Annotated in this window: 17 protein-coding genes and 1 tRNA gene; 13 read left to right on the plus strand and 5 right to left on the minus strand. The window is 56.3% G+C overall.

Annotated elements, in window-relative coordinates; genetic code table 11:
• Positions 1-71 precede the first annotated feature (71 nt).
• The 3 genes from prmC to hemA are packed head-to-tail and all read right to left on the minus strand — an operon-like array spanning position 72 to position 3289.
• Complete coding sequence (gene prmC, locus ACQUQU_RS11945; RefSeq protein WP_430459917.1) at positions 72-917, minus strand: peptide chain release factor N(5)-glutamine methyltransferase; 846 nt, start codon at positions 915-917, stop codon at positions 72-74.
• Positions 917-2002 (minus strand): peptide chain release factor 1, encoded by a 1086-nt coding sequence (gene prfA / locus ACQUQU_RS11950; RefSeq protein ID WP_430459918.1) that lies wholly within the window; start codon positions 2000-2002, stop codon positions 917-919. The genes prmC and prfA overlap by 1 nt, the downstream gene beginning before the upstream one ends.
• A 3-nt stretch (positions 2003-2005) precedes the next feature.
• Complete coding sequence (gene hemA, locus ACQUQU_RS11955; RefSeq protein WP_430459919.1) at positions 2006-3289, minus strand: glutamyl-tRNA reductase; 1284 nt, start codon at positions 3287-3289, stop codon at positions 2006-2008.
• Between the two features lie 170 nt (positions 3290-3459).
• Between hemA and ACQUQU_RS11960 the strand changes: the two genes are divergently transcribed.
• The 11 genes from ACQUQU_RS11960 to ACQUQU_RS12010 all read left to right on the plus strand — a co-directional run bounded on the left by ACQUQU_RS11960 (position 3460) and on the right by ACQUQU_RS12010 (position 14280).
• Positions 3460-5271 carry a tetratricopeptide repeat protein gene (locus tag ACQUQU_RS11960; protein ID WP_430459920.1) on the plus strand — a complete coding sequence of 604 codons (1812 nt, stop codon included), beginning with the start codon at positions 3460-3462 and terminating at the stop codon, positions 5269-5271.
• A 2-nt stretch (positions 5272-5273) separates the two neighbouring features.
• The gene (lolB, locus tag ACQUQU_RS11965) at positions 5274-5861 is read left to right on the plus strand and encodes a lipoprotein insertase outer membrane protein LolB (RefSeq protein ID WP_430459921.1); all 588 of its coding nucleotides are present in this window, start codon (positions 5274-5276) and stop codon (positions 5859-5861) included.
• Positions 5854-6717: a 4-(cytidine 5'-diphospho)-2-C-methyl-D-erythritol kinase gene (gene ispE / locus ACQUQU_RS11970; RefSeq protein ID WP_430459922.1), complete on the plus strand. Its 864-nt coding sequence runs from the start codon at positions 5854-5856 to the stop codon at positions 6715-6717. Before lolB ends, ispE begins: the two co-directional genes overlap by 8 nt.
• A 7-nt stretch (positions 6718-6724) precedes the next feature.
• A tRNA-Gln gene (locus tag ACQUQU_RS11975) sits at positions 6725-6799 on the plus strand.
• A gap of 49 nt (positions 6800-6848) precedes the next feature.
• Positions 6849-7790 carry a ribose-phosphate pyrophosphokinase gene (locus tag ACQUQU_RS11980; RefSeq protein WP_430459923.1) on the plus strand — a complete coding sequence of 314 codons (942 nt, stop codon included), beginning with the start codon at positions 6849-6851 and terminating at the stop codon, positions 7788-7790.
• Positions 7791-7905: 115 nt separating this feature from the next.
• Entirely contained in the window at positions 7906-8520 is a 615-nt protein-coding gene (locus ACQUQU_RS11985; RefSeq protein ID WP_430459924.1) for a 50S ribosomal protein L25/general stress protein Ctc, read from the plus strand.
• 88 nt (positions 8521-8608) lie between these two features.
• A complete protein-coding gene (gene pth, locus ACQUQU_RS11990; RefSeq protein WP_430459925.1) occupies positions 8609-9196 on the plus strand; it encodes an aminoacyl-tRNA hydrolase in 588 nt (195 codons plus the stop codon).
• Between the two features lie 41 nt (positions 9197-9237).
• Positions 9238-10329, plus strand: a complete 1092-nt coding sequence (ychF, locus tag ACQUQU_RS11995) for a redox-regulated ATPase YchF (RefSeq protein ID WP_430459926.1) — start codon at positions 9238-9240, stop codon at positions 10327-10329.
• A gap of 178 nt (positions 10330-10507) precedes the next feature.
• On the plus strand, positions 10508-13336 hold the full coding sequence (locus ACQUQU_RS12000; protein ID WP_430459927.1) for a PKD domain-containing protein: 2829 nt from the start codon (positions 10508-10510) through the stop codon (positions 13334-13336).
• Positions 13337-13486: 150 nt separating this feature from the next.
• The gene (locus tag ACQUQU_RS12005) at positions 13487-14050 is read left to right on the plus strand and encodes a TetR/AcrR family transcriptional regulator (protein WP_430459928.1); all 564 of its coding nucleotides are present in this window, start codon (positions 13487-13489) and stop codon (positions 14048-14050) included.
• Between the two features lie 74 nt (positions 14051-14124).
• Positions 14125-14280 (plus strand): hypothetical protein, encoded by a 156-nt coding sequence (locus ACQUQU_RS12010; RefSeq protein ID WP_430459929.1) that lies wholly within the window; start codon positions 14125-14127, stop codon positions 14278-14280.
• 21 nt (positions 14281-14301) lie between these two features.
• On the opposite strand, the gene ACQUQU_RS12015 is transcribed toward ACQUQU_RS12010, so the two are convergent.
• Positions 14302-14898, minus strand: a complete 597-nt coding sequence (locus ACQUQU_RS12015) for a hypothetical protein (protein ID WP_430459930.1) — start codon at positions 14896-14898, stop codon at positions 14302-14304.
• A 234-nt stretch (positions 14899-15132) separates the two neighbouring features.
• Between ACQUQU_RS12015 and ACQUQU_RS12020 the strand changes: the two genes are divergently transcribed.
• Positions 15133-16080, plus strand: coding sequence for a hypothetical protein (locus ACQUQU_RS12020; protein ID WP_430459931.1), 948 nt, complete (start codon positions 15133-15135; stop codon positions 16078-16080).
• A 3-nt stretch (positions 16081-16083) separates the two neighbouring features.
• On the opposite strand, the gene ACQUQU_RS12025 is transcribed toward ACQUQU_RS12020, so the two are convergent.
• Positions 16084-16437 (minus strand): DUF1820 family protein, encoded by a 354-nt coding sequence (locus ACQUQU_RS12025; protein ID WP_430459932.1) that lies wholly within the window; start codon positions 16435-16437, stop codon positions 16084-16086.
• A 153-nt stretch (positions 16438-16590) separates the two neighbouring features.
• On the opposite strand from ACQUQU_RS12025, the gene miaB reads away from it, so the two are divergent.
• A complete protein-coding gene (miaB, locus tag ACQUQU_RS12030; protein WP_430459933.1) occupies positions 16591-17940 on the plus strand; it encodes a tRNA (N6-isopentenyl adenosine(37)-C2)-methylthiotransferase MiaB in 1350 nt (449 codons plus the stop codon).
• The last annotated feature ends 28 nt before the right edge of the window (positions 17941-17968 follow it).

The raw sequence follows: 17968 nt of genomic DNA on the forward strand, positions 1-17968 counted from the left end.
GCTGTCGTTGGTTTGTCCGGCCACTGTCTGAACACTGGTTTGGGGGCTTTTCGCCGCAGGGCAAGACATGCTCAGGCCAGCCGCTGTTCAGCCCAGCGGCCACCACTGATGCGCGGCTGACCGGCGAGATCGCGGCGGTTTTCAACGTTCACAAAACCGCGCTGACGCAGCAGGTCGCACACGGCATCAGCCTGTTGCCAGCCGTGTTCCAGCAGCAACCAGCCATTGGCTTTCAGATAGTTGGGCGCGCGGTCGATGATCAGCGCCAGATCGCGCAGGCCGTTGTCATCGGCCACCAGTGCCGAACGCGGCTCAAAGCGCACATCGCCCTGACTCAGGTGTTCGTCGCTGGCGTCAATGTAGGGCGGGTTGCTGACGATCAGATCAAAGCGGCCATCGACAGCACTGAACCAGTCGGACTGTTTAAACGTGACCCGCTGCAGCTGATTACGCCGGGCGTTGGCCTGCGCCAGCGCTACGGCATCGGCCTGATAATCGACGCCACTCACCGCCCACGAGGGTTGTTCACTGGCCAGCGCCAGCGCAATGGCGCCTGTGCCGGTACCTAAGTCCACCACGCGGCTGTTGGCCGGTAACGGCAGTTCCAGTGCCCATTCAATCAGGGTTTCGGTATCGGCGCGGGGAATCAGGGTCGCGGGTGAAACCACCAGATTAAGCGACCAGAAATCGCGCTCACCGGTAATGTAGGCCACCGGCTCGCCCTTCAGGCGCCGCGCCAGCAGAGCCTCGGCCTGCTCAACCATTGCGTTGTCGAGTTCTTTGTCGGCCCAGGTATAGAGCCAGGTGCGGTCTTTTTGTACGGCACAGGCCAGCAGCAGCTCAGCGTCCAGCCGGGCCGACTCAGACACAGGCGCAAGCAGCGCCCGGGCGTTGAGCAACCAGGCATCGACGCGCATTACTGCCCTGCCATTTCGGCCAGCAGATTGGCCTGATGCTCGCGGATTAACGGCTCAATCACCGGATTCAGGTCGCCCTGCATCACTTCGTCGAGCTTATACAGAGTGAGGTTGATGCGGTGATCGGTGACCCGGCCCTGCGGGTAGTTGTAGGTGCGGATACGCTCGGAACGGTCGCCGCTGCCCACCAGACTTTTACGCGTGGCGGCCTGTTCGGCATGGGCTGCCTGACGCTGGGCATCCCGCAGACGGGTGGCCAGCACCGACAGCGCTTTGGCGCGGTTTTTATGCTGCGAACGCTCGTCCTGACATTCCACTACCAGACCGGTTGGCAGGTGCGTGATACGGATGGCCGAGTCGGTTTTGTTGATATGCTGACCACCGGCGCCCGAGGCACGGAAGGTGTCGATGCGCAGATCGTTTTTGTTGATGTCGATTTCTTCCTCTTCGCCCACTTCAGGCATCACAGCCACGGTGCAGGCAGAGGTATGAATACGGCCCTGGTTTTCGGTTTCCGGCACGCGCTGCACGCGGTGGGCGCCGGATTCGAATTTCAGCTGCGAATACACATCGATGCCGGAGATACGGCTGATCACTTCTTTAAAGCCGCCGTGCTCACCTTCGCTGGCGCTGATCAGTTCTGAGCGCCAGCCGCGGGTTTCGGCGTAGCGGCTGTACATGCGGTACAGATCGCCGGCGAAAATAGCGGCTTCGTCACCGCCGGTGCCGGCACGGATTTCCAGCATCACGTTGCGGCTGTCGTCCGGGTCTTTCGGTAACAGCAGAATTTCGAGGTCGTGTTCCAGCTGCTGCAGACGCTCTTTGGCCGCTTCGACTTCTTCTTCACCCATGGCGCGCATATCCGGGTCGGAATCCTGTGCCAGCAGGCTGGCTTCTTCCAGATCGGACTGCGCCTGTTCGTAGGCGGTGTAGCTGTGCGCCACGGTTTCCAGCTCGGCGTATTCCTTCGACAGCTTGCGGAAGCGCTCCTGATCGTTGGCAGCATCGGGCTCAGAGAGCAGATGCCCCACTTCTTCGTAACGGTCGCGCAGGTGTTCGAGTTTATTGAGAATCGAGCTTTTCATGGATTATTCAGAGTCATCGGCCGCAGCGGGCGCGGTGCTGGTGAGATTAAACAGTTCGCGGGTCCAGTCCAGTACTTCCAGACGGCCTTCGGCCCCGGCTTTACGCAGGGCGACTGTAGGTTCGTGCAGCATTTTATTGCTGAAGGTGTGGGCGAACTGGCGCAATACTTTTTCGGCATCGCCACCGTTCTGTAATTGTTTCAGGGCTTTTTCCAGCTGATCTTCGCGCAGGGCGTCGATGGAAGTGCGCAGATCGGTGAGCGTTTGTACCGCATCCAGCGCTTTCAGCTCGCGCATGAAATGATCAACGCCGGCCAGAATCAGTTCTTCGGCCTGACGGGCGGCGTCTTCACGCGAACGCACGTTTTCTTCGATGATGGTGCGCAGGTCGTCAACGGTATACAGATACACGTCCGACAGCTGGCCGACTTCTTCTTCGATGTCGCGTGGTACGGCGATATCGACCATAAACATCGGCTTGTGACGGCGCTTTTTCAGCGCTTTTTCCACCATGCCTTTGCCCAGAATCGGCAGCGGACTGGCGGTGGAGGCAATGACGATATCGGCGCGTGGCAGCACAGTGGGAATGTCTTCCAGCAGCACGGCTTCGGCGTGAAATTCCTGCGCCAGATGCTGGGCACGGGCCAGCGTACGGTTCGCCACCACAATCTGGCGCACACCGGCCTGATACAGGTGACGCGCGACCAGTTCAATGGTTTCGCCGGCGCCAATTAAAAGCGCCGAGCTGTTACTCATATCAGCGAAAATATGCTGCGCCATGCGCACTGCGGCAAAGGCCACGGATACCGGGTTTTCACCGATGGCGGTGTCGGTGCGTACGCGCTTGGCAATGGAAAAGGTCTGGCGGAACAGGCGGCCAAGCTCGGAACCCACTGTGCCGGCTTCCTGCGCTACGGCGAACGCCGATTTCATCTGACCGAGAATCTGCGGTTCGCCCAGCACCAGAGAATCCAGACCGCTGGCAACGCGCATGGTGTGCTGCACGGCTTTATCGTCGGTGAGGCAATAGAGGGCGCTGTCGAGTTCGTGGCGTTCAATACCATGGTGGCGCGACAGCCAGTCGACGATCAGGTCTTCGTTAACGTCGTTGGAAGAACCGTAGATTTCAGTGCGGTTGCAGGTGGACAGAATCACCACCTCGCCCACGGAATCCAGCTGCTGAATCTCGCCCAGCACAGTCGGCATAGTGGCCGGATCAAACGAAACCCGTTCACGCACAGCCACCGGTGCTGTTTTGTGGTTGATTCCTAGAGTCCAGATGCCCATGCTGCTGTTTACTGCTCCGCCCGTCTGATCCGATTCTCCGGCACTAAGACCCGAGAGTGATGACAAAGGGCCGGATTATAAACATCTGAACGTTCCTTTGCCGCTGAAATCTTTGACTTAAATCGGCATCTAACCCTAAATACAAAGATCTTTCAGGTACCAAGAGCATTATGGCTTTCTCCTTACGCGCCTTAGGCATCGCAGTTCGCCAGCAGTCCCTGATCTGGGCCGTGGCGCTGGGCGGCCTCTCCGGCTGCTCGGTTTTGCAGACCGCAGCCGTTCATCCGGACACCAGTGAAGACGTCAGCGAAGAGCAGGACATTCACTATCAGACACCCCGCACCGCCGAGACCGCGGCCGCCGACATTCACTACCGTCCAATTCCGGCCTCGACCCTGTACTCACTGCTTGTGGCGGAAATGGCCGGACAGCGTCAGCGCTTCGACATCTCTCTTTACAACTATATGGATCAGGCACGCCTGACCCGTGACCCGGGCATTGCCGAACGCGCTGCGCGCATCGCTCAATACGTGGGCAGCGACAGCCACGCGCTGGAAGCCGTCTCTATCTGGCTGGACGAAGACCCGCACAACCCGTCAGCCCATCAGGCCGCTGCCCAGCTGCTGATGGAACAGGGTAAGTTCGATGAAGCACTGGTGCATCTCGAAACCCTGCAGGAACTGGCAGGCGTCAGCCAGTACGACTATCTGGCCGCCAACGCCGGTCATTTACCCCGCCCGCAGCAGGAAAAACTGGCTGACCTGCTGGCCGAGCTGAGTCTGCAGCAACCGCGGAACCCGTCCATCTGGTACGCCCGCGGTATTATGTCGCAGCATTTAAGCGACTATGAAAGTGCCCTCAGCCAGATCAATCAGGCGCTGCAGCTCACCCCGGATTTTCTCAGCGCATCCATGCAGAAAGCCCGCATTCTGGTACTGCTGAAGCGTCATGACGACGCCATCAAATGGCTCGATGACCTGCTCGACGATCACCCGCAACAAAAAGGCATTCTGGTGCTGCGCGCGCGCATTTATCTGGAAATGCGCAAAATGCCGGAGGCCCTGACGGCCTTCAGCGAACTGCACGAATTATTCCCGGAAGACAGCGCCATCCTGCTGTCACTGGCCTTGCTGGAAGAAGAACTCGATCAGCGTGAACAGGCGCAACTGCATTTCTACCAGCTGCTGGCCGCAGAAGCGCACACCAACGAAGCCCACTATTATCTGGGCCGCATCGCCGAAGCAGAAGAACAGCCGGAAGAAGCGGTACAGCATTACACCCAGGTGACCGGCGGCCGCGAGTTTCTCGCCGCACAACTGAAAGTGGTGTCGCTCACCAACGATCTGCACGGCCCGGATGCCGCCCGTACCTATCTGGAAGATCTGCGTGCGACGCACCCGGAATACACCACTACGCTGATCCGCGTCGAAGTGGAGCTTTTAACCAGCAATGGCCAGAACGATGACGCACTGGCGCTGCTGACGTCAGCACTGGCCAAAACGCCGGAAGAAGTCGATCTGCTTTATACCCGTGCCATGCTGGCCGAACGTATGAACAATCTGGCCATGCTGGAAAGTGACCTGCGCGCGGTTATCCGCCTGCGTCCGAATCACGCCGAAGCGCTGAATGCGCTTGGCTATACGCTGGCCGACCGCACCGACCGCTGGTCTGAGGCGCTGCCTTTGATCGAACGTGCGCTGGAGCTCAGCCCGGAAAATCCGGCGGTTATCGACAGCCTCGGCTGGATTTACTTCCGCATGGGCGACATTGATCGCGCCCGCCCATTGCTGGAACGAGCCTTCGGCCTGATGAAAGACCATGAAATTGCCGCGCACCTGGGCGAACTGCTGTGGATCAGCGGCGAACGCAACGGCGCCCTGACCGTCTGGGCCGAAGGTCTGGAGCAGACGCCAGACAGCGACATCATCGACCGCACCCTGCAGCGTCTGAACGTTGACCCGGAAAACCTGCCACAACCCTGACTATGACTTTCTGTAAATCTTTCCTGATGGCACTGGCGGTGATCACACTCACCGCCTGCACGTCCTTTATGCCGCGCGGCGGCCAGTCTGAACTGCAGTCGCAACTGGCCGGGCTCGACACCTGGCAGGTACGCGGCAAGTTATCCGTGACTTCGCCGGACGACACAGTGACCGGCTACCTGACCTGGGAACAACACAAGCAAACGTACGATCTGTTTATTTCCGGCCCATTCGGCTCTGGTGCATCGCGCCTGAGCGGCAGCAAAAACAAAGCCGAGCTGACCCTGCCCGGCTGGGATAATCCGGAAGTGGCCCGCTCCCCCGAACAACTGATGCAGACCCACATGGGCTGGAACTTCCCGGTCAGCGACATCCGCTACTGGGTAAAAGGCCAACCCAGCCCGGCCAATCATGCCGACACCGAATACGACGCCAACGGTCTGCTGTCGACGCTCAGACAACACGGCTGGGAAGTAAAGTACTCACGCTACCAGCAGCAGAATGGCTACTGGCTGCCCGGCCTGATTAAAATCAGCGGCTATAACTTCCGTTTTATCTTTTCGATCAAAGAGTGGACCCTCAATGGCTGACACGTCATCCATCTGGCTGGACGTACCCGCACCCGCCAAACTCAACCTGATGCTGCATATCACCGGACGCCGCCCGGATGGCTATCACAATCTGCAGACGGTGTTTCAGTTTCTGGATTACGGCGACACGTTAAGCTTCCGCGCGCGCGATGACGGCCAGTTAACGCTGGAACCTGCGGTTGACGGTGTTCCATTTGAAGACAATCTGATCGTGCGTGCCGCGCGCCTGCTGCAGCAAAAAGCCGGCAAGCACGCGGGGGCGGACATTCGTCTGAAAAAAATTCTACCCATGGGCGGTGGTCTTGGCGGCGGCAGTTCTGACGCAGCAACAACGCTTCTGGCACTGAATACAATGTGGCAACTCAACCTGTCGCTGGATGAGCTGGCCGCCATCGGCCTGACGCTGGGAGCCGACGTGCCGGTGTTTGTGCGCGGTGAAGCCGCCTTTGCCGAAGGCGTTGGCGAGGTACTCACACCATTGCCTGAGCTGGAGGAACGCTGGTTCGTCGTGGTGTGTCCGCAAGTCCATGTTAATACTGCAAAAATTTTTTCTCACGAGGGGTTGACGCGAAATACGGACCCCATTAATATTCGCACCGCGTTGAGGCAAGGGGGCAGAAATGACTGCCAGCAAGTTGTCACGATGCTCTACCCTGAAATAGGTAAAGCATTGAATTTGCTAAATAAATTTTCCCATGCTAAGATGACGGGCACTGGAGCTTGCATATTTTCAAGCTTCGGTTCTGAAACAGAAGCCATCAGTGTTTCTGAGCAGTTACCGGCTGAATATGTAGCCTTTACGGCTAAGGGTGTTAACCAATCACCCGCCCATAAGGTATTATTCAGACCGTCTTAAAAGTTGCTGGGGTGTCGCCAAGTGGTAAGGCAGCGGGTTTTGATCCCGCCATTCGTAGGTTCGAGTCCTACCACCTCAGCCAATTCTCTTTTCCTTTTCCGTTACTGAAGATCTGCATCAAGGGGACAGCTGTGTCTAAACTGATGGTATTTACCGGCAATGCAAACCCAGAGCTGGCGAAACTCGTCGTTGAACGTCTTGATATTCCTCTTGGCGATGCCGTTGTCGGCAAATTCAGTGACGGTGAAATCACTATCGAGATCAATGAAAACGTACGTGGTAAAGACGTTTTCATCATCCAGCCGACCTGTGCACCAACCAACGATAACCTGATGGAAATCCTGCTGCTGGCTGATGGCCTGCGCCGCGCGTCTGCGAGCCGCATCACCGCCGTGGTTCCTTACTTCGGTTACGCCCGTCAGGACCGTCGTCCACGTTCCGCCCGTGTACCTATCAGTGCCCGCGCCGTTGCCGACATGATGTCCACCGCTGGCATCGACCGTGTTCTGACCGTTGACCTGCACGCCGACCAGATCCAGGGCTTCTTCGATGTTCCTGTTGATAACGTATACGGCTCCCCTATTCTGCTGGACGACCTAGAGCGTCAGGCTTATGAAGATCTGATCGTTGTTTCTCCGGACATCGGCGGTGTGGTTCGCGCCCGTGCGATTGCGAAACAACTGGATGTAGATCTGGCGATCATCGACAAACGTCGTCCGAAAGCCAACGTTTCTGAAGTTATGAACATCATCGGTGATGTTGCCGGCCGTACCTGTGTACTGGTTGACGACATGGTCGATACCGCCGGCACCCTGTGCCACGCAGCCAAAGCTCTGAAAGAGTTTGGTGCGAAAAAAGTTGTCGCCTACTGTACACATCCTGTACTATCCGGCCCCGCTGTTGAGCGCCTGGCCACTGCCGAGCTGGATGAACTGGTTGTTACCGACACCATCCCCCTGTCAGAAGCGGCCAAAGCCATCGGTAAAATCCGTCAGCTGACCATCGCTGGTCTGCTGGCCGAAGCGGTTCGTCGTGTAAACAACGAAGAATCCATCAGTGCCATGTTCCGTTAAGGAACAATTAAGAGTTTCTCTAAAGCACTGAAGCTGAAATCAGCACAATTTTTTCGAGCCGGGTGAGCTGGTCGCAAGCTCACCCGGCTTTTATGTCAAAACCAGGAGAAAAACCATGTCAGAATTTACTCTGTCAGCCACCCTTCGCGAAGAAGCAGGGAAAGGTGCGAGCCGCCGCCTGCGTCGTGAAAACGTTGTTCCAGCGATCGTTTACGGCGGTAAAGCCGGTGCCAACGACCGTAAGCCAGTTGCTATCTCTCTGAAAGCAAACGAGCTGAACAAAGCACTGGAAAACGAAGCTTTCTACAACTCAGTAATCACTCTGGTTGTTGATGGCAAAGAAGAACAGGTTCTGCTGAAAGACCTGCAACGTCACCCTGCCAAGCCAATGGTATGGCACGCTGACTTCCTGCGCGTTAGCAAAACTTCCAAGATCAAAGCCCACGTACCACTGCACTTCATCAACGAAGACAGCTGCGTAGGCGTGAAACTGGGCGGTGGCAAAATTGCTCACCAGCTGACCAGCATCGACGTAATCTGCTCTGCTGGCGACCTGCCTGAGTTCATCGAAGTGGATCTGGCTGCTGTTGAAGTTGGCACCGTTATCCACCTGTCTGACCTGAAACTGCCAAAAGGCGTAGAGTCTCTGGCTCTGTCTCACGGTCCAGAGCACGACACTTCTGTTGTGACCGTTACCGCTCCTAAAGGCGGCGACGAAGCTGCTGAGTAATATCAGCTGCTGAAGAAAAAGCGGGGCTGGTCCCCGCTTTTTTTATTTGGCTTATCCCATTCTGATGGGGCTGTTCAGGCATGAGTTTATGAGCAACAGCATTCAACTGATTGTTGGACTCGGTAACCCGGGCGCCGAATACGAAAATACCCGCCACAACGCCGGTGCCTGGCTGGTCGAACGACTGGCACGCAGCGAAGGCGTTCGCCTGAGTCCGGAAAAAAAATTTTATGGCCACGTCGGCAAAGCCCGGATTAAGGGCGAAGACTGCTGGCTGCTGATTCCGACCACCTTCATGAATCTGAGCGGTCAGGCCGTTCAGGCGCTGGCATCTTTCTATCGCATCCCTGCCGAAAACATTCTGGTGGTTCACGATGAACTGGACATGCCGGCCGGTCAGGCACGCTTTAAAACCGGTGGCGGCCATGGTGGCCAGAACGGGTTGCGCGACATCATCAGCAAACTCGGCAACAATCCGAATTTCCATCGCCTGCGGGTTGGCATCGGCCACCCCGGCGACAAGAGTAAAGTCACAGGCCACGTGCTGGGCAAGCCCAGTCAGGCCGAGCAAAAAGCCATGGACGATGCCATCGATGAAGCACTGCGCGTGCTGCCCGATGCCGTGAGTGGCGACATGGCGAAAGCCATGAATCGACTTCACTCGTTTAAAGGGTAAAATACCCGCCAATTTTTACGACCAGAATCACAGGACAAGCTATGGGCTTCAAATGCGGTATCGTTGGCCTGCCCAACGTAGGTAAATCCACCCTGTTCAACGCACTGACCAAATCGGGCATTGCGGCCGAGAACTTCCCGTTCTGCACCATCGAGCCGAACTCAGGCGTGGTGGCCATGCCGGACAAGCGCCTCGACGAACTGGCCGCCATCGTGAAACCTGAACGTGTCGTACCGACGTCCATGGAGTTCGTGGACATCGCCGGTCTGGTAGCCGGTGCATCCAAAGGTGAAGGTCTGGGCAACCAGTTCCTGGCTAACATCCGCGAAACCGATGCCATCGCCCACGTGGTGCGCTGCTTTGAAGACGATAACGTGATTCACGTCGCCAACCGCGTACATCCGGCCGACGACATCGACATCATCAACACCGAACTGGTGCTGGCGGACCTCGAATCCTGCGAAAAGCAGTATCAGCGCATTTCCCGCATCGCCAAAGGCGGCGACAAAGAAGCCGTGGCCCAGAAAAATCTGCTGGAGCGCCTGATCCCGCATTTCGAGCAGGGTAAAACCGCACGCATGCTGGAACTGAGCGATGATGAACGCAAAGTCGCGCGCATGTTCCACCTGCTGACCATCAAGCCGACCATGTACATCGCCAACGTGGCCGAAGACGGCTTTGAAAATAACCCGCATCTGGACGTGGTAAAAGCCATCGCCGCCTCCGAAGGTGCCTCTGTGGTTGCTGTGTGCAACAAGATCGAAGCCGAAATCGCTGAGCTGGATGACGAAGACAAACTCGAATTCCTGCAGGAAATGGGCATGGAAGAGCCGGGTCTCGACCGCGTGATCCGCGCTGGTTACTCGCTGCTCGGCCTGCAGACTTACTTCACTGCCGGCGTGAAAGAAGTCCGCGCCTGGACCATCAAAATCGGCGATACCGCACCACGCGCCGCCGCCGCCATTCACACCGACTTCGAACGTGGTTTTATCCGTGCCGAAGTGATCGCCTACAACGACTTCATCCAGTACAAGGGTGAGAACGGTGCGAAAGAAGCCGGTAAGTGGCGACTGGAAGGCAAAGAGTACATCGTCCAGGACGGCGACGTCGTTCACTTCCGTTTCAACGTATGACGAAATTTGTCAGTCAGTGACAGTAAAAGGCGCCTCCGGGCGCCTTTTCTTTTGGGATCATCCCCATTGGCAAAAAAGAGCGTTGATGGCTCGGTAAGTCAGCTGAATTCTGTCGCCTCTTAGGCCTGACATTTCTATACTGCTCTGGTTTCCTTTTTCATCACGATATGGAGTTCGTATGACCTTCCTGCGCAACCCTCTCGCTCTGGCTGTCATCGGCGGCCTGCTCACCGCCTGCAGCGGCGGCGGTACCAGCACCAGCAATGACACCGTCGACAGCGACGGCAATACCAATACCTCGGGCCAGACCGAAACCGTAGAAGTTCAGCGCGTCAGCCTAACCGGCCTCGCTGTTAAAGGTACTGCGATTGGCGCCAAAGCCGAGCTGTTCCGTGTGATCAATGGTCAGGCTGAAGCCTCTGCCTTTGCGAACGGAACAACCGATGACAACGGCCGCTACACACTGGATGCGGTCTCCGACGAAGCCTATTCAGGCCCTGCACTGGTGAAAATTTCCTGGCAGGAAGGCGCAGAAATGGTCTGCGACGCCGATGGCTGCGGTAACTTTAGCGATGGTGACGAACGCGACACCAACACCAACTCCGTTATCGACTTCGGCGAACGCTACGACCTGCCACGCGACTTCGTGATGTCTGCGTTTGTTCCGCACATTGCGACGGACTCCGACGACGATACCAGCTACACCGCCAACATCACCTCGCTGACCCATATTGCTGCCCAGTATGCAGCGGGTCAGAGTGGACTGGATGAAGAGCTGATCCGTAAGCTGAACAACCGCGTACGCCTGCTGTTCGGCCTGTCTGAGGATGCACTCGGCGAGGTTGATCTGCTGCTGACTTCTCCGCTGGACCCCACCGGCATCGATGGCGATTCCGATCCATTGCAGATCGCATACGGCCTGATCACAGGCGCTCTGGCTCAGGTTGCGGCCGACTCCGGCAAAACTGTCGATGAAATTCTGGCTCAGTTCGCTGAGAACTTCGCCGATAACAGCGGCCAGCTGAACTGGAATGACGGTACCAGTGGTGAGCTGACCATTCAGCAGATCCTGCAGGCCGCCAAAGCGCTGGCCGGCACAGCGGGCTACTCAGGCCTCGACACTGAATTTGATGATGAAATCAGCGCCACCGGCAGTAAATCTGGCGTCAGTGATCTGGTACCACCCGTATCACGCGCCGGCGCCGATCAGGTGGTTACCCCAGGCCAGACTCAGGTCACCCTGTCCGGCTCCAGTGACACAACCGGCGTCAGCTATCTGTGGAGTCAGGTGTCAGGCACACCGGTCACACTGAGCGGCACGACAACGGCCAGCGTCACCTTCACCGCACCGCTGACGACCGGAAACCTTGAATTCGCACTCAAAGTGACCGACCCGGAAACCACACTGACCGACATCGACCGTATCGTGGTCAGCGTGAAGGCCAGCGCTGGTGACAATACGTCTGTCGCTGGCAAATACCGCGCCTATATTCCAGGCATGATGTTGTCTTCCAGTGCGTCAGCCAATGAACATACTGAAGTCGATTCCGGCCTGAATGTTACGTCCAATATCACAGTGAAAGCGGCAACCGGCAGCACCAGCGGCCTCAGTGTGACCATCGCCGGCCCACACTACGACTGGCGTCTGGAAAACAGCTATTCCCCTGGCAGCTTCTTTAGTACCTCGGGCGCTCCGGCCAAATCTCTGGTTTATGGTTACCTGACGCCAGAAGTCGGCAGCGAGTCTTTTACGCTGAGTGGATCCGTTTACGAAAACGGCAATATTCAGCTCACCGAACCAACCAGTTATGAAACCGATGATAGCGGTGACGGCACAGCAACCGTGCATGTCAGCTACGGTACAGCTATCAACTTCCTGCCTCTGGTTGACGGCAACACGTATCTGGCAAGCCATGTCTACCGCTCAGAAGGGTACGCAGCCAACAGTGACGGCACGCCAAATCTGAGCTCTATGAAGTACCGCGACTCCGATGTTGAAAGCATTCTGTTGGTGAAAAACAACGCTGACTTCGCAGCGTCCAAGTTTGCCGATCAATACGGCATGATCACCTTGACCACAGCCTCTGACGAGACGTTCTCTCAGATTGTGACGTCTGAGCTGCAGACCTGGGCAATGACCTACGATGCTACAGTGCCAAGCGTTATTTCGACGGCGATTACGTCAAATGCGGGTCTTTCAGGCAACGGTAAAGTGAAGACTCAGTACATTCACGACCTGATCATCAGTGAAGGTGTCTATGTAGAGCCATCGAACCACTTCACGGTCAGCAGCTCATCGGAATCGGAAACCTATCCATCCGGCGAGCCTGGTGAAATTGTATTTGCCGTGGATAGCAGCAAGTCTGGTCAATTCCGCGTGCCATCGTCCCAGTCTTCTGCTCTGCTGGGAGACAACAGCGAAGCCATCCTCGAAGGCATGGCCTCCGGAGACGGCAGCTTTATTATGGCCACATTGCTCGGACAGACGTCGAACGGTACGTATGCGTACACTGACGCAAGCAACAATCAGACAAACCAGGCGTTGCAGGCCAACCTGACCGAACGCTACATCGGCATCAAGATTGACGGTTCAACCATCGCCGCTTCTGACTTCATGAACAAAACCTTCGCCGTACAAGGCTTTACATTCGGTCTGAACGCCGACGACAGAGGCCCTGAAGTGTCTGCATTCAGCGGTAGCATGAGCTTTGACAGCACAGGCACACACCCGCTGATCAACGTTTCAGAAAAACACCGCACGGTTAACAACAGCAACTTCACTCTGGTACGCCTGAATGAAGTGTTCTCCAGCAGCTCAGACGTACAGAGCGAGGATTACATGACCGCGGAATTCGGTGCGGGTTCGCTGATGAAGATCTACAACAATTCAGACACCACGCTCGAAGGTTTCGTCAGCACGAACAAAGATCTGTTTGTACTGCGAATTCTGGTGCAGGGTGAAACTGACGGTTCTCAGGGCTATGTGATCGGCCGCCTGGTCGAATAAGCCACAACCCTCCCCGTAAAAAGAGCCTGCCTTGCAGGCTCTTTTTGTTTCCGCCCCCTAACAGACTGATCCACTGATCGAACACTGGAACGTTGATTCCTGAGTAAATCAGGAGGAGAATGAACGTTCCGTCACTAACAACGCCTGAGTATGGATAAGCGCCAGCAAATTCTTGAAGCGACTGCCGACCTGATTGCCGAACAGGGTCTGCAGGATTGTCCGATGGCCATGGTCGCCAAGCACGCCTGTTGCGGTGCCGGCACCATCTATCGCTACTTCACGACCAAAGAAGAACTGGTGTCGCAGATATTCACGGAACTGACCCGTGATATGACAGAGTCCTGTCTGAAGGGGTATGACGAATCGGCCGGCATCAAGCAGAGATTCTTCACATTTTGGGGGAATTTCTATCACTTCATGCATGACGTACCGCGCAACCGCGCGCTGATGGAGCAGCTGTCGGCTTCTCCGGCAATCTGTGAGATTCAGCGCGAGCACGACTTTGCCAAGATTTCAGTAATTACCGACCGTTTGCTGGATGAAGGTAAAGAGCAGTTACTGATCAAAGACATGCCCAACGAGATTCTGAAGACGATGACACTGGGCAGTCTGATCATGATGTCGAAGAAGCAGCATCTGAATCCGCAGATGTTTACCACCGAAGTATCCGAGAAAGACCTGTTGGCCCTGTGCTGGGACGCCATCAAAGCCTGAACCGGCTTGCGATAACCCAGCTGTGTAGTCAACTAATGAATGAACATTCACTCAAGCTCAGAGGAAAGACCGCTATGTCCGCAAACCTCAGCGCAGTATCCGTTGTTCCGGCAGCCCCTGTTGCCAAAAAGATTCCGGCCCCAAAGGCCAATGTGTCATTTTATGAAGTGCTGACCCAGCTGACGCTGACGCGCAAGCGCAGCAAAGAAAGCCAGACGCACCGGGGCTGATCCCGGAACGTCTGGCGAGGATCAATGGTAGACTGCGTCGTCGCCCATATCCTCGTCCGAGAAGGCCGGCGACAGCACGTAGTGCCGGTTAATCACCAATAGACTGTGATCAGGAATCAGCACCTGCTCGCCGTCTGCCACCGCCTCCATCAGTACACAGGTTGCATCGATGGAATCCAGGCCCACCACGATGGCCAGCGTAAAGCCGTAGCGGGTGTTCAGTGATACCAGATCGCCCACCTCAAGTTCTTCACGCTCGGTAATGAAGTCATCCCCGGTCAGCTCGTCGGTCGGCCATGGGGATTTGAAACGGACCAGAGCAACCAGCTGGATAATGCCCTGAATCACACTGTCGCTGATATCCAGTTCGATGCTGTCTTCAGCATCGGCTTCAATCAGGCGATCAAGAAGGTTCATGAACAGATCGGAATCTTCTTCCGACCAACGCAGATCAACAGGATGGGTACTGCTCCGGTTTGACCGGAAGCTGACCTCGGTAGGATATTCCGTAGCTTCTTCGCCATCCGCGTTTGCTGGCATCAGCAAACTCACGGCCTCAAATCCGCTTTTGTCCTGATCCGAAATCCGCCAGAACAAAGGTTGCATCTCAGCATTCATGGGTGTTCTCCCTTAATTACCAAGGTTATTGGAGCCTGCGTTGTACTGCCCGTTCCTCCCCTCTGCTGAATTCGCTTACCGTATCTATAGCAGGGCCAAAACACGGAGACAAGCCCTGTGTGGAGCGCCAAGGCCACTGCCGACAAAAGCCCTCAGAACGATTCATTAATGTCATTTTTTGGTGTTACCATCGGGTCTCTGATAACAAAACATGATAATAAACTGGGGAATACCATGAATCCGTTGCTCCGCACCACATTGCTGACCGGATGCAGCCTGATGCTGCTGTCCGGCTGTGCCTCAACCATTGTGAACCAGGACGCCATCGCTCAGACCGCCAAACGCGAAGCCGCAATGGCCGATGAATCTGCCTCACGCACCATTCAGCACGCGCAATCCAAACTGGAACTGGGCCGCAGCGAGAACCTCGCCTACTTTGCCCCCCGTCACCTGAAACAGGCACAGGAACAACTGCTGGAAGCGCAGGAAATGCTGACCAGCGGCGAGCCGGACGGCATCGTTAAAACCGTTGCCATGACGTCGCAGAAAACATTAGAAGCGGGCCTGGATGTTAAGAAGGCCATCCTCAAGCAACTGAAACCGACGCTGGATCACCGTGAGGTTCTTAAAGAAATCAAAGCCGACCAGTATTTCCCGCGGGATTACGCTGAAGTGGAAGAAGATCTGGTCGATCTGATCGAACTGATGGAAGACAACCAGACCATCAAAGCGGACGCCGGTCAGAAAGTACTACTGGCCAAAATGCATCAGGTCGAAGTCAACACCATTGAATACATTCAGCTGAAGCCGGTGAAAGACGATCTCGAGCGCATCAAGAACAAAGGCGGCGCTTCTGTCGCTCCGATCAGCTGGGATACCGCGCAGAAATCGCTGCTGCAGGCTCAGGACCTGATCAGCAAAACACCACGCGCCAAAGGGGCTATTGCCAAAGCGACCGTGGCCGCCACCAAAGCTGCACAGCACGCGGAAGTGATCACCGACCTGACCAATGAAATTCTCGACGCCGGCAAAGACGACGCCGAAGCCATTTCACTGCGCATGGAACGCTGGCTGTACAAAATCAGCGTGGCGCTGAAGCACGAAGACATCCGCCACCTGCCACTGGACCAGCAGGCGGCTGAGTACGCGGCCTCTATCGAAGCCCTGATGCGCAAACAGTAAGGGTTATTCTTCGTCCCGGGGCGGACGGAATGAACGTGGAAAGTGGCTGATGTTGGATTTCACATCCGGCTCCAGACTGTCGGTCACCTTCGGGGTGCCGACACTTTCCACTTCATCAATGCGATACACATTGTGCATCGGAATAAAGGTACGCTTTACACCGGCAAAGGTTGCCCTCAGTTTCTCTTCGCCCGGATCCACGACCAGCGGCGATCGATCACCGAAGATCAGCTCTTCCAGCTCAACAAAACCGTACAGATCGCTCTGATACAGATAGCGGGCGTAGACTTCGCACACCTCACCCTGCTGCTGAAATACCACCCGGTAAACCGGATCCTGCTTATCTTTACTGCTCATGAAGACTCACCACTGAATGACAACCGCCCGGAAAAGCGGCGCGACATTATATCACCATACGCCAAACCGCGCCGGTCTGCGCTGGCGATGAAGTAAGCAGGCACAGTATAATGCTGCCCCTTTTTCTGATGCGTATAGACCGGTAACTCCGTCATGACTGACAAGGTGAAAAAACTCTACATCAAAACCCACGGCTGCCAGATGAACGAATACGATTCATCACGCATGGCGGACATGCTGGGTGAAAGTCATAAGATGGAGCTGACCGACAACCCGGAAGAAGCCGACGTCATTCTGCTCAACACCTGCTCGATCCGCGAAAAAGCGCAGGAGAAGGTGTTTCATGAGCTCGGCCGCTGGAAGGGCCTGAAGACCAAAAATCCGGATCTGAAAATTGGTGTTGGCGGCTGCGTTGCCTCGCAGGAAGGCGACGCCATCATCAAACGCGCGCCGTTTGTTGATATGGTCTTCGGCCCGCAAACCCTGCACCGCCTGCCAGACATGGTGAACAAAGCCTCAAACGCCATTCAGGTAGTGGACGTCACCTTCCCGGAAATCGAAAAGTTCGACCACCTGCCCGAGCCCAAGGTAGAAGGTTGCAGCGCCTTTGTCTCCATCATGGAAGGCTGCTCCAAGTACTGTACCTTCTGTGTGGTGCCGTACACCCGCGGTGAAGAAGTCAGCCGCCCGCTGGCCGACGTTCTGAAAGAAGTGGAAGCCCTTGCCCGTCAGGGCGTGCGTGAAGTAAACCTGCTCGGTCAGAACGTGAACGCCTACCGTGGTGCAACCACCGATGGCGACATCGCCGATCTGGCCGAACTCATCACGCAAGTGGCCGATATCGACGGCATCGACCGTATCCGTTTCACCACCTCGCACCCGGTCGAGTTCAGCGACAGTCTGATTCAGGTGTACGCCGAAGTGCCGGAACTGGTCAGCCACCTGCACCTGCCGGTGCAGAGCGGTTCCAACCGCATTCTGGCCGCCATGAAACGCGGCCATGAAATCGATATGTACATCGATAAGATCAACCGCATCAAGGCGCTGCGTCCGGACATTTCCATCTCCTCCGACTTCATCATCGGCTTCCCGGGCGAAACCGCGCAGGATTTCGAAGACACCATGAACCTGATCGCCGAGATCGGCTTCGACACCTCGTTCAGCTTTGTCTACAGCCCGCGCCCGGGTACGCCGGCCGCCAGTCTGGAAGACGACACCCCGGAAGAGGTGAAAAAAGAACGCCTGCAGATTCTGCAGAACCGCATCACCCAGCAGGCCGCCCAGATCAGCCGCCGCATGGTGGGGCGCGAAGAAACCATCCTGATTACCGGCGTTTCACGCAAAGACCCGGGCGAGCTGCAGGGCCGTACCGAGAACAACCGCGTCGTGAACTTCAAAGCCGACGATCACAGCCTCATCGGCAAATTTGTGAAAGTACGTATTGAAGAAGCCCGTCCGAACAGCCTGCGCGGCATCCTGCTTAACCCGGAAGCCGCTTACTAAGGCTGTCAGCACCCACGGAGAACCAGTT

This window comes from Thalassolituus sp. LLYu03, assembly GCF_050507655.1.
GTDB lineage: Bacteria > Pseudomonadota > Gammaproteobacteria > Pseudomonadales > Oceanobacteraceae > Venatoribacter.

What these genes read in the sequence shown, in the direction of transcription:
- miaB (WP_430459933.1), top strand. Translation starts at nt 16,591, where the DNA reads ATGACTGACAAGGTGAAAAAACTCTACATCAAAACCCACGGCTGCCAG.
- ACQUQU_RS11985 (WP_430459924.1), top strand. Translation starts at nt 7,906, where the DNA reads ATGTCAGAATTTACTCTGTCAGCCACCCTTCGCGAAGAAGCAGGGAAA.
- ACQUQU_RS12010 (WP_430459929.1), top strand. Translation starts at nt 14,125, where the DNA reads ATGTCCGCAAACCTCAGCGCAGTATCCGTTGTTCCGGCAGCCCCTGTT.
- prmC (WP_430459917.1), bottom strand. Translation starts at nt 917, where the DNA reads ATGCGCGTCGATGCCTGGTTGCTCAACGCCCGGGCGCTGCTTGCGCCT.
- prfA (WP_430459918.1), bottom strand. Translation starts at nt 2,002, where the DNA reads ATGAAAAGCTCGATTCTCAATAAACTCGAACACCTGCGCGACCGTTAC.
- ACQUQU_RS12020 (WP_430459931.1), top strand. Translation starts at nt 15,133, where the DNA reads ATGAATCCGTTGCTCCGCACCACATTGCTGACCGGATGCAGCCTGATG.
- lolB (WP_430459921.1), top strand. Translation starts at nt 5,274, where the DNA reads ATGACTTTCTGTAAATCTTTCCTGATGGCACTGGCGGTGATCACACTC.
- hemA (WP_430459919.1), bottom strand. Translation starts at nt 3,289, where the DNA reads ATGGGCATCTGGACTCTAGGAATCAACCACAAAACAGCACCGGTGGCT.
- ACQUQU_RS11960 (WP_430459920.1), top strand. Translation starts at nt 3,460, where the DNA reads ATGGCTTTCTCCTTACGCGCCTTAGGCATCGCAGTTCGCCAGCAGTCC.
- ACQUQU_RS12025 (WP_430459932.1), bottom strand. Translation starts at nt 16,437, where the DNA reads ATGAGCAGTAAAGATAAGCAGGATCCGGTTTACCGGGTGGTATTTCAG.
- ACQUQU_RS12000 (WP_430459927.1), top strand. Translation starts at nt 10,508, where the DNA reads ATGACCTTCCTGCGCAACCCTCTCGCTCTGGCTGTCATCGGCGGCCTG.
- ACQUQU_RS12015 (WP_430459930.1), bottom strand. Translation starts at nt 14,898, where the DNA reads ATGAATGCTGAGATGCAACCTTTGTTCTGGCGGATTTCGGATCAGGAC.
- ispE (WP_430459922.1), top strand. Translation starts at nt 5,854, where the DNA reads ATGGCTGACACGTCATCCATCTGGCTGGACGTACCCGCACCCGCCAAA.
- ychF (WP_430459926.1), top strand. Translation starts at nt 9,238, where the DNA reads ATGGGCTTCAAATGCGGTATCGTTGGCCTGCCCAACGTAGGTAAATCC.
- pth (WP_430459925.1), top strand. Translation starts at nt 8,609, where the DNA reads ATGAGCAACAGCATTCAACTGATTGTTGGACTCGGTAACCCGGGCGCC.
- ACQUQU_RS12005 (WP_430459928.1), top strand. Translation starts at nt 13,487, where the DNA reads ATGGATAAGCGCCAGCAAATTCTTGAAGCGACTGCCGACCTGATTGCC.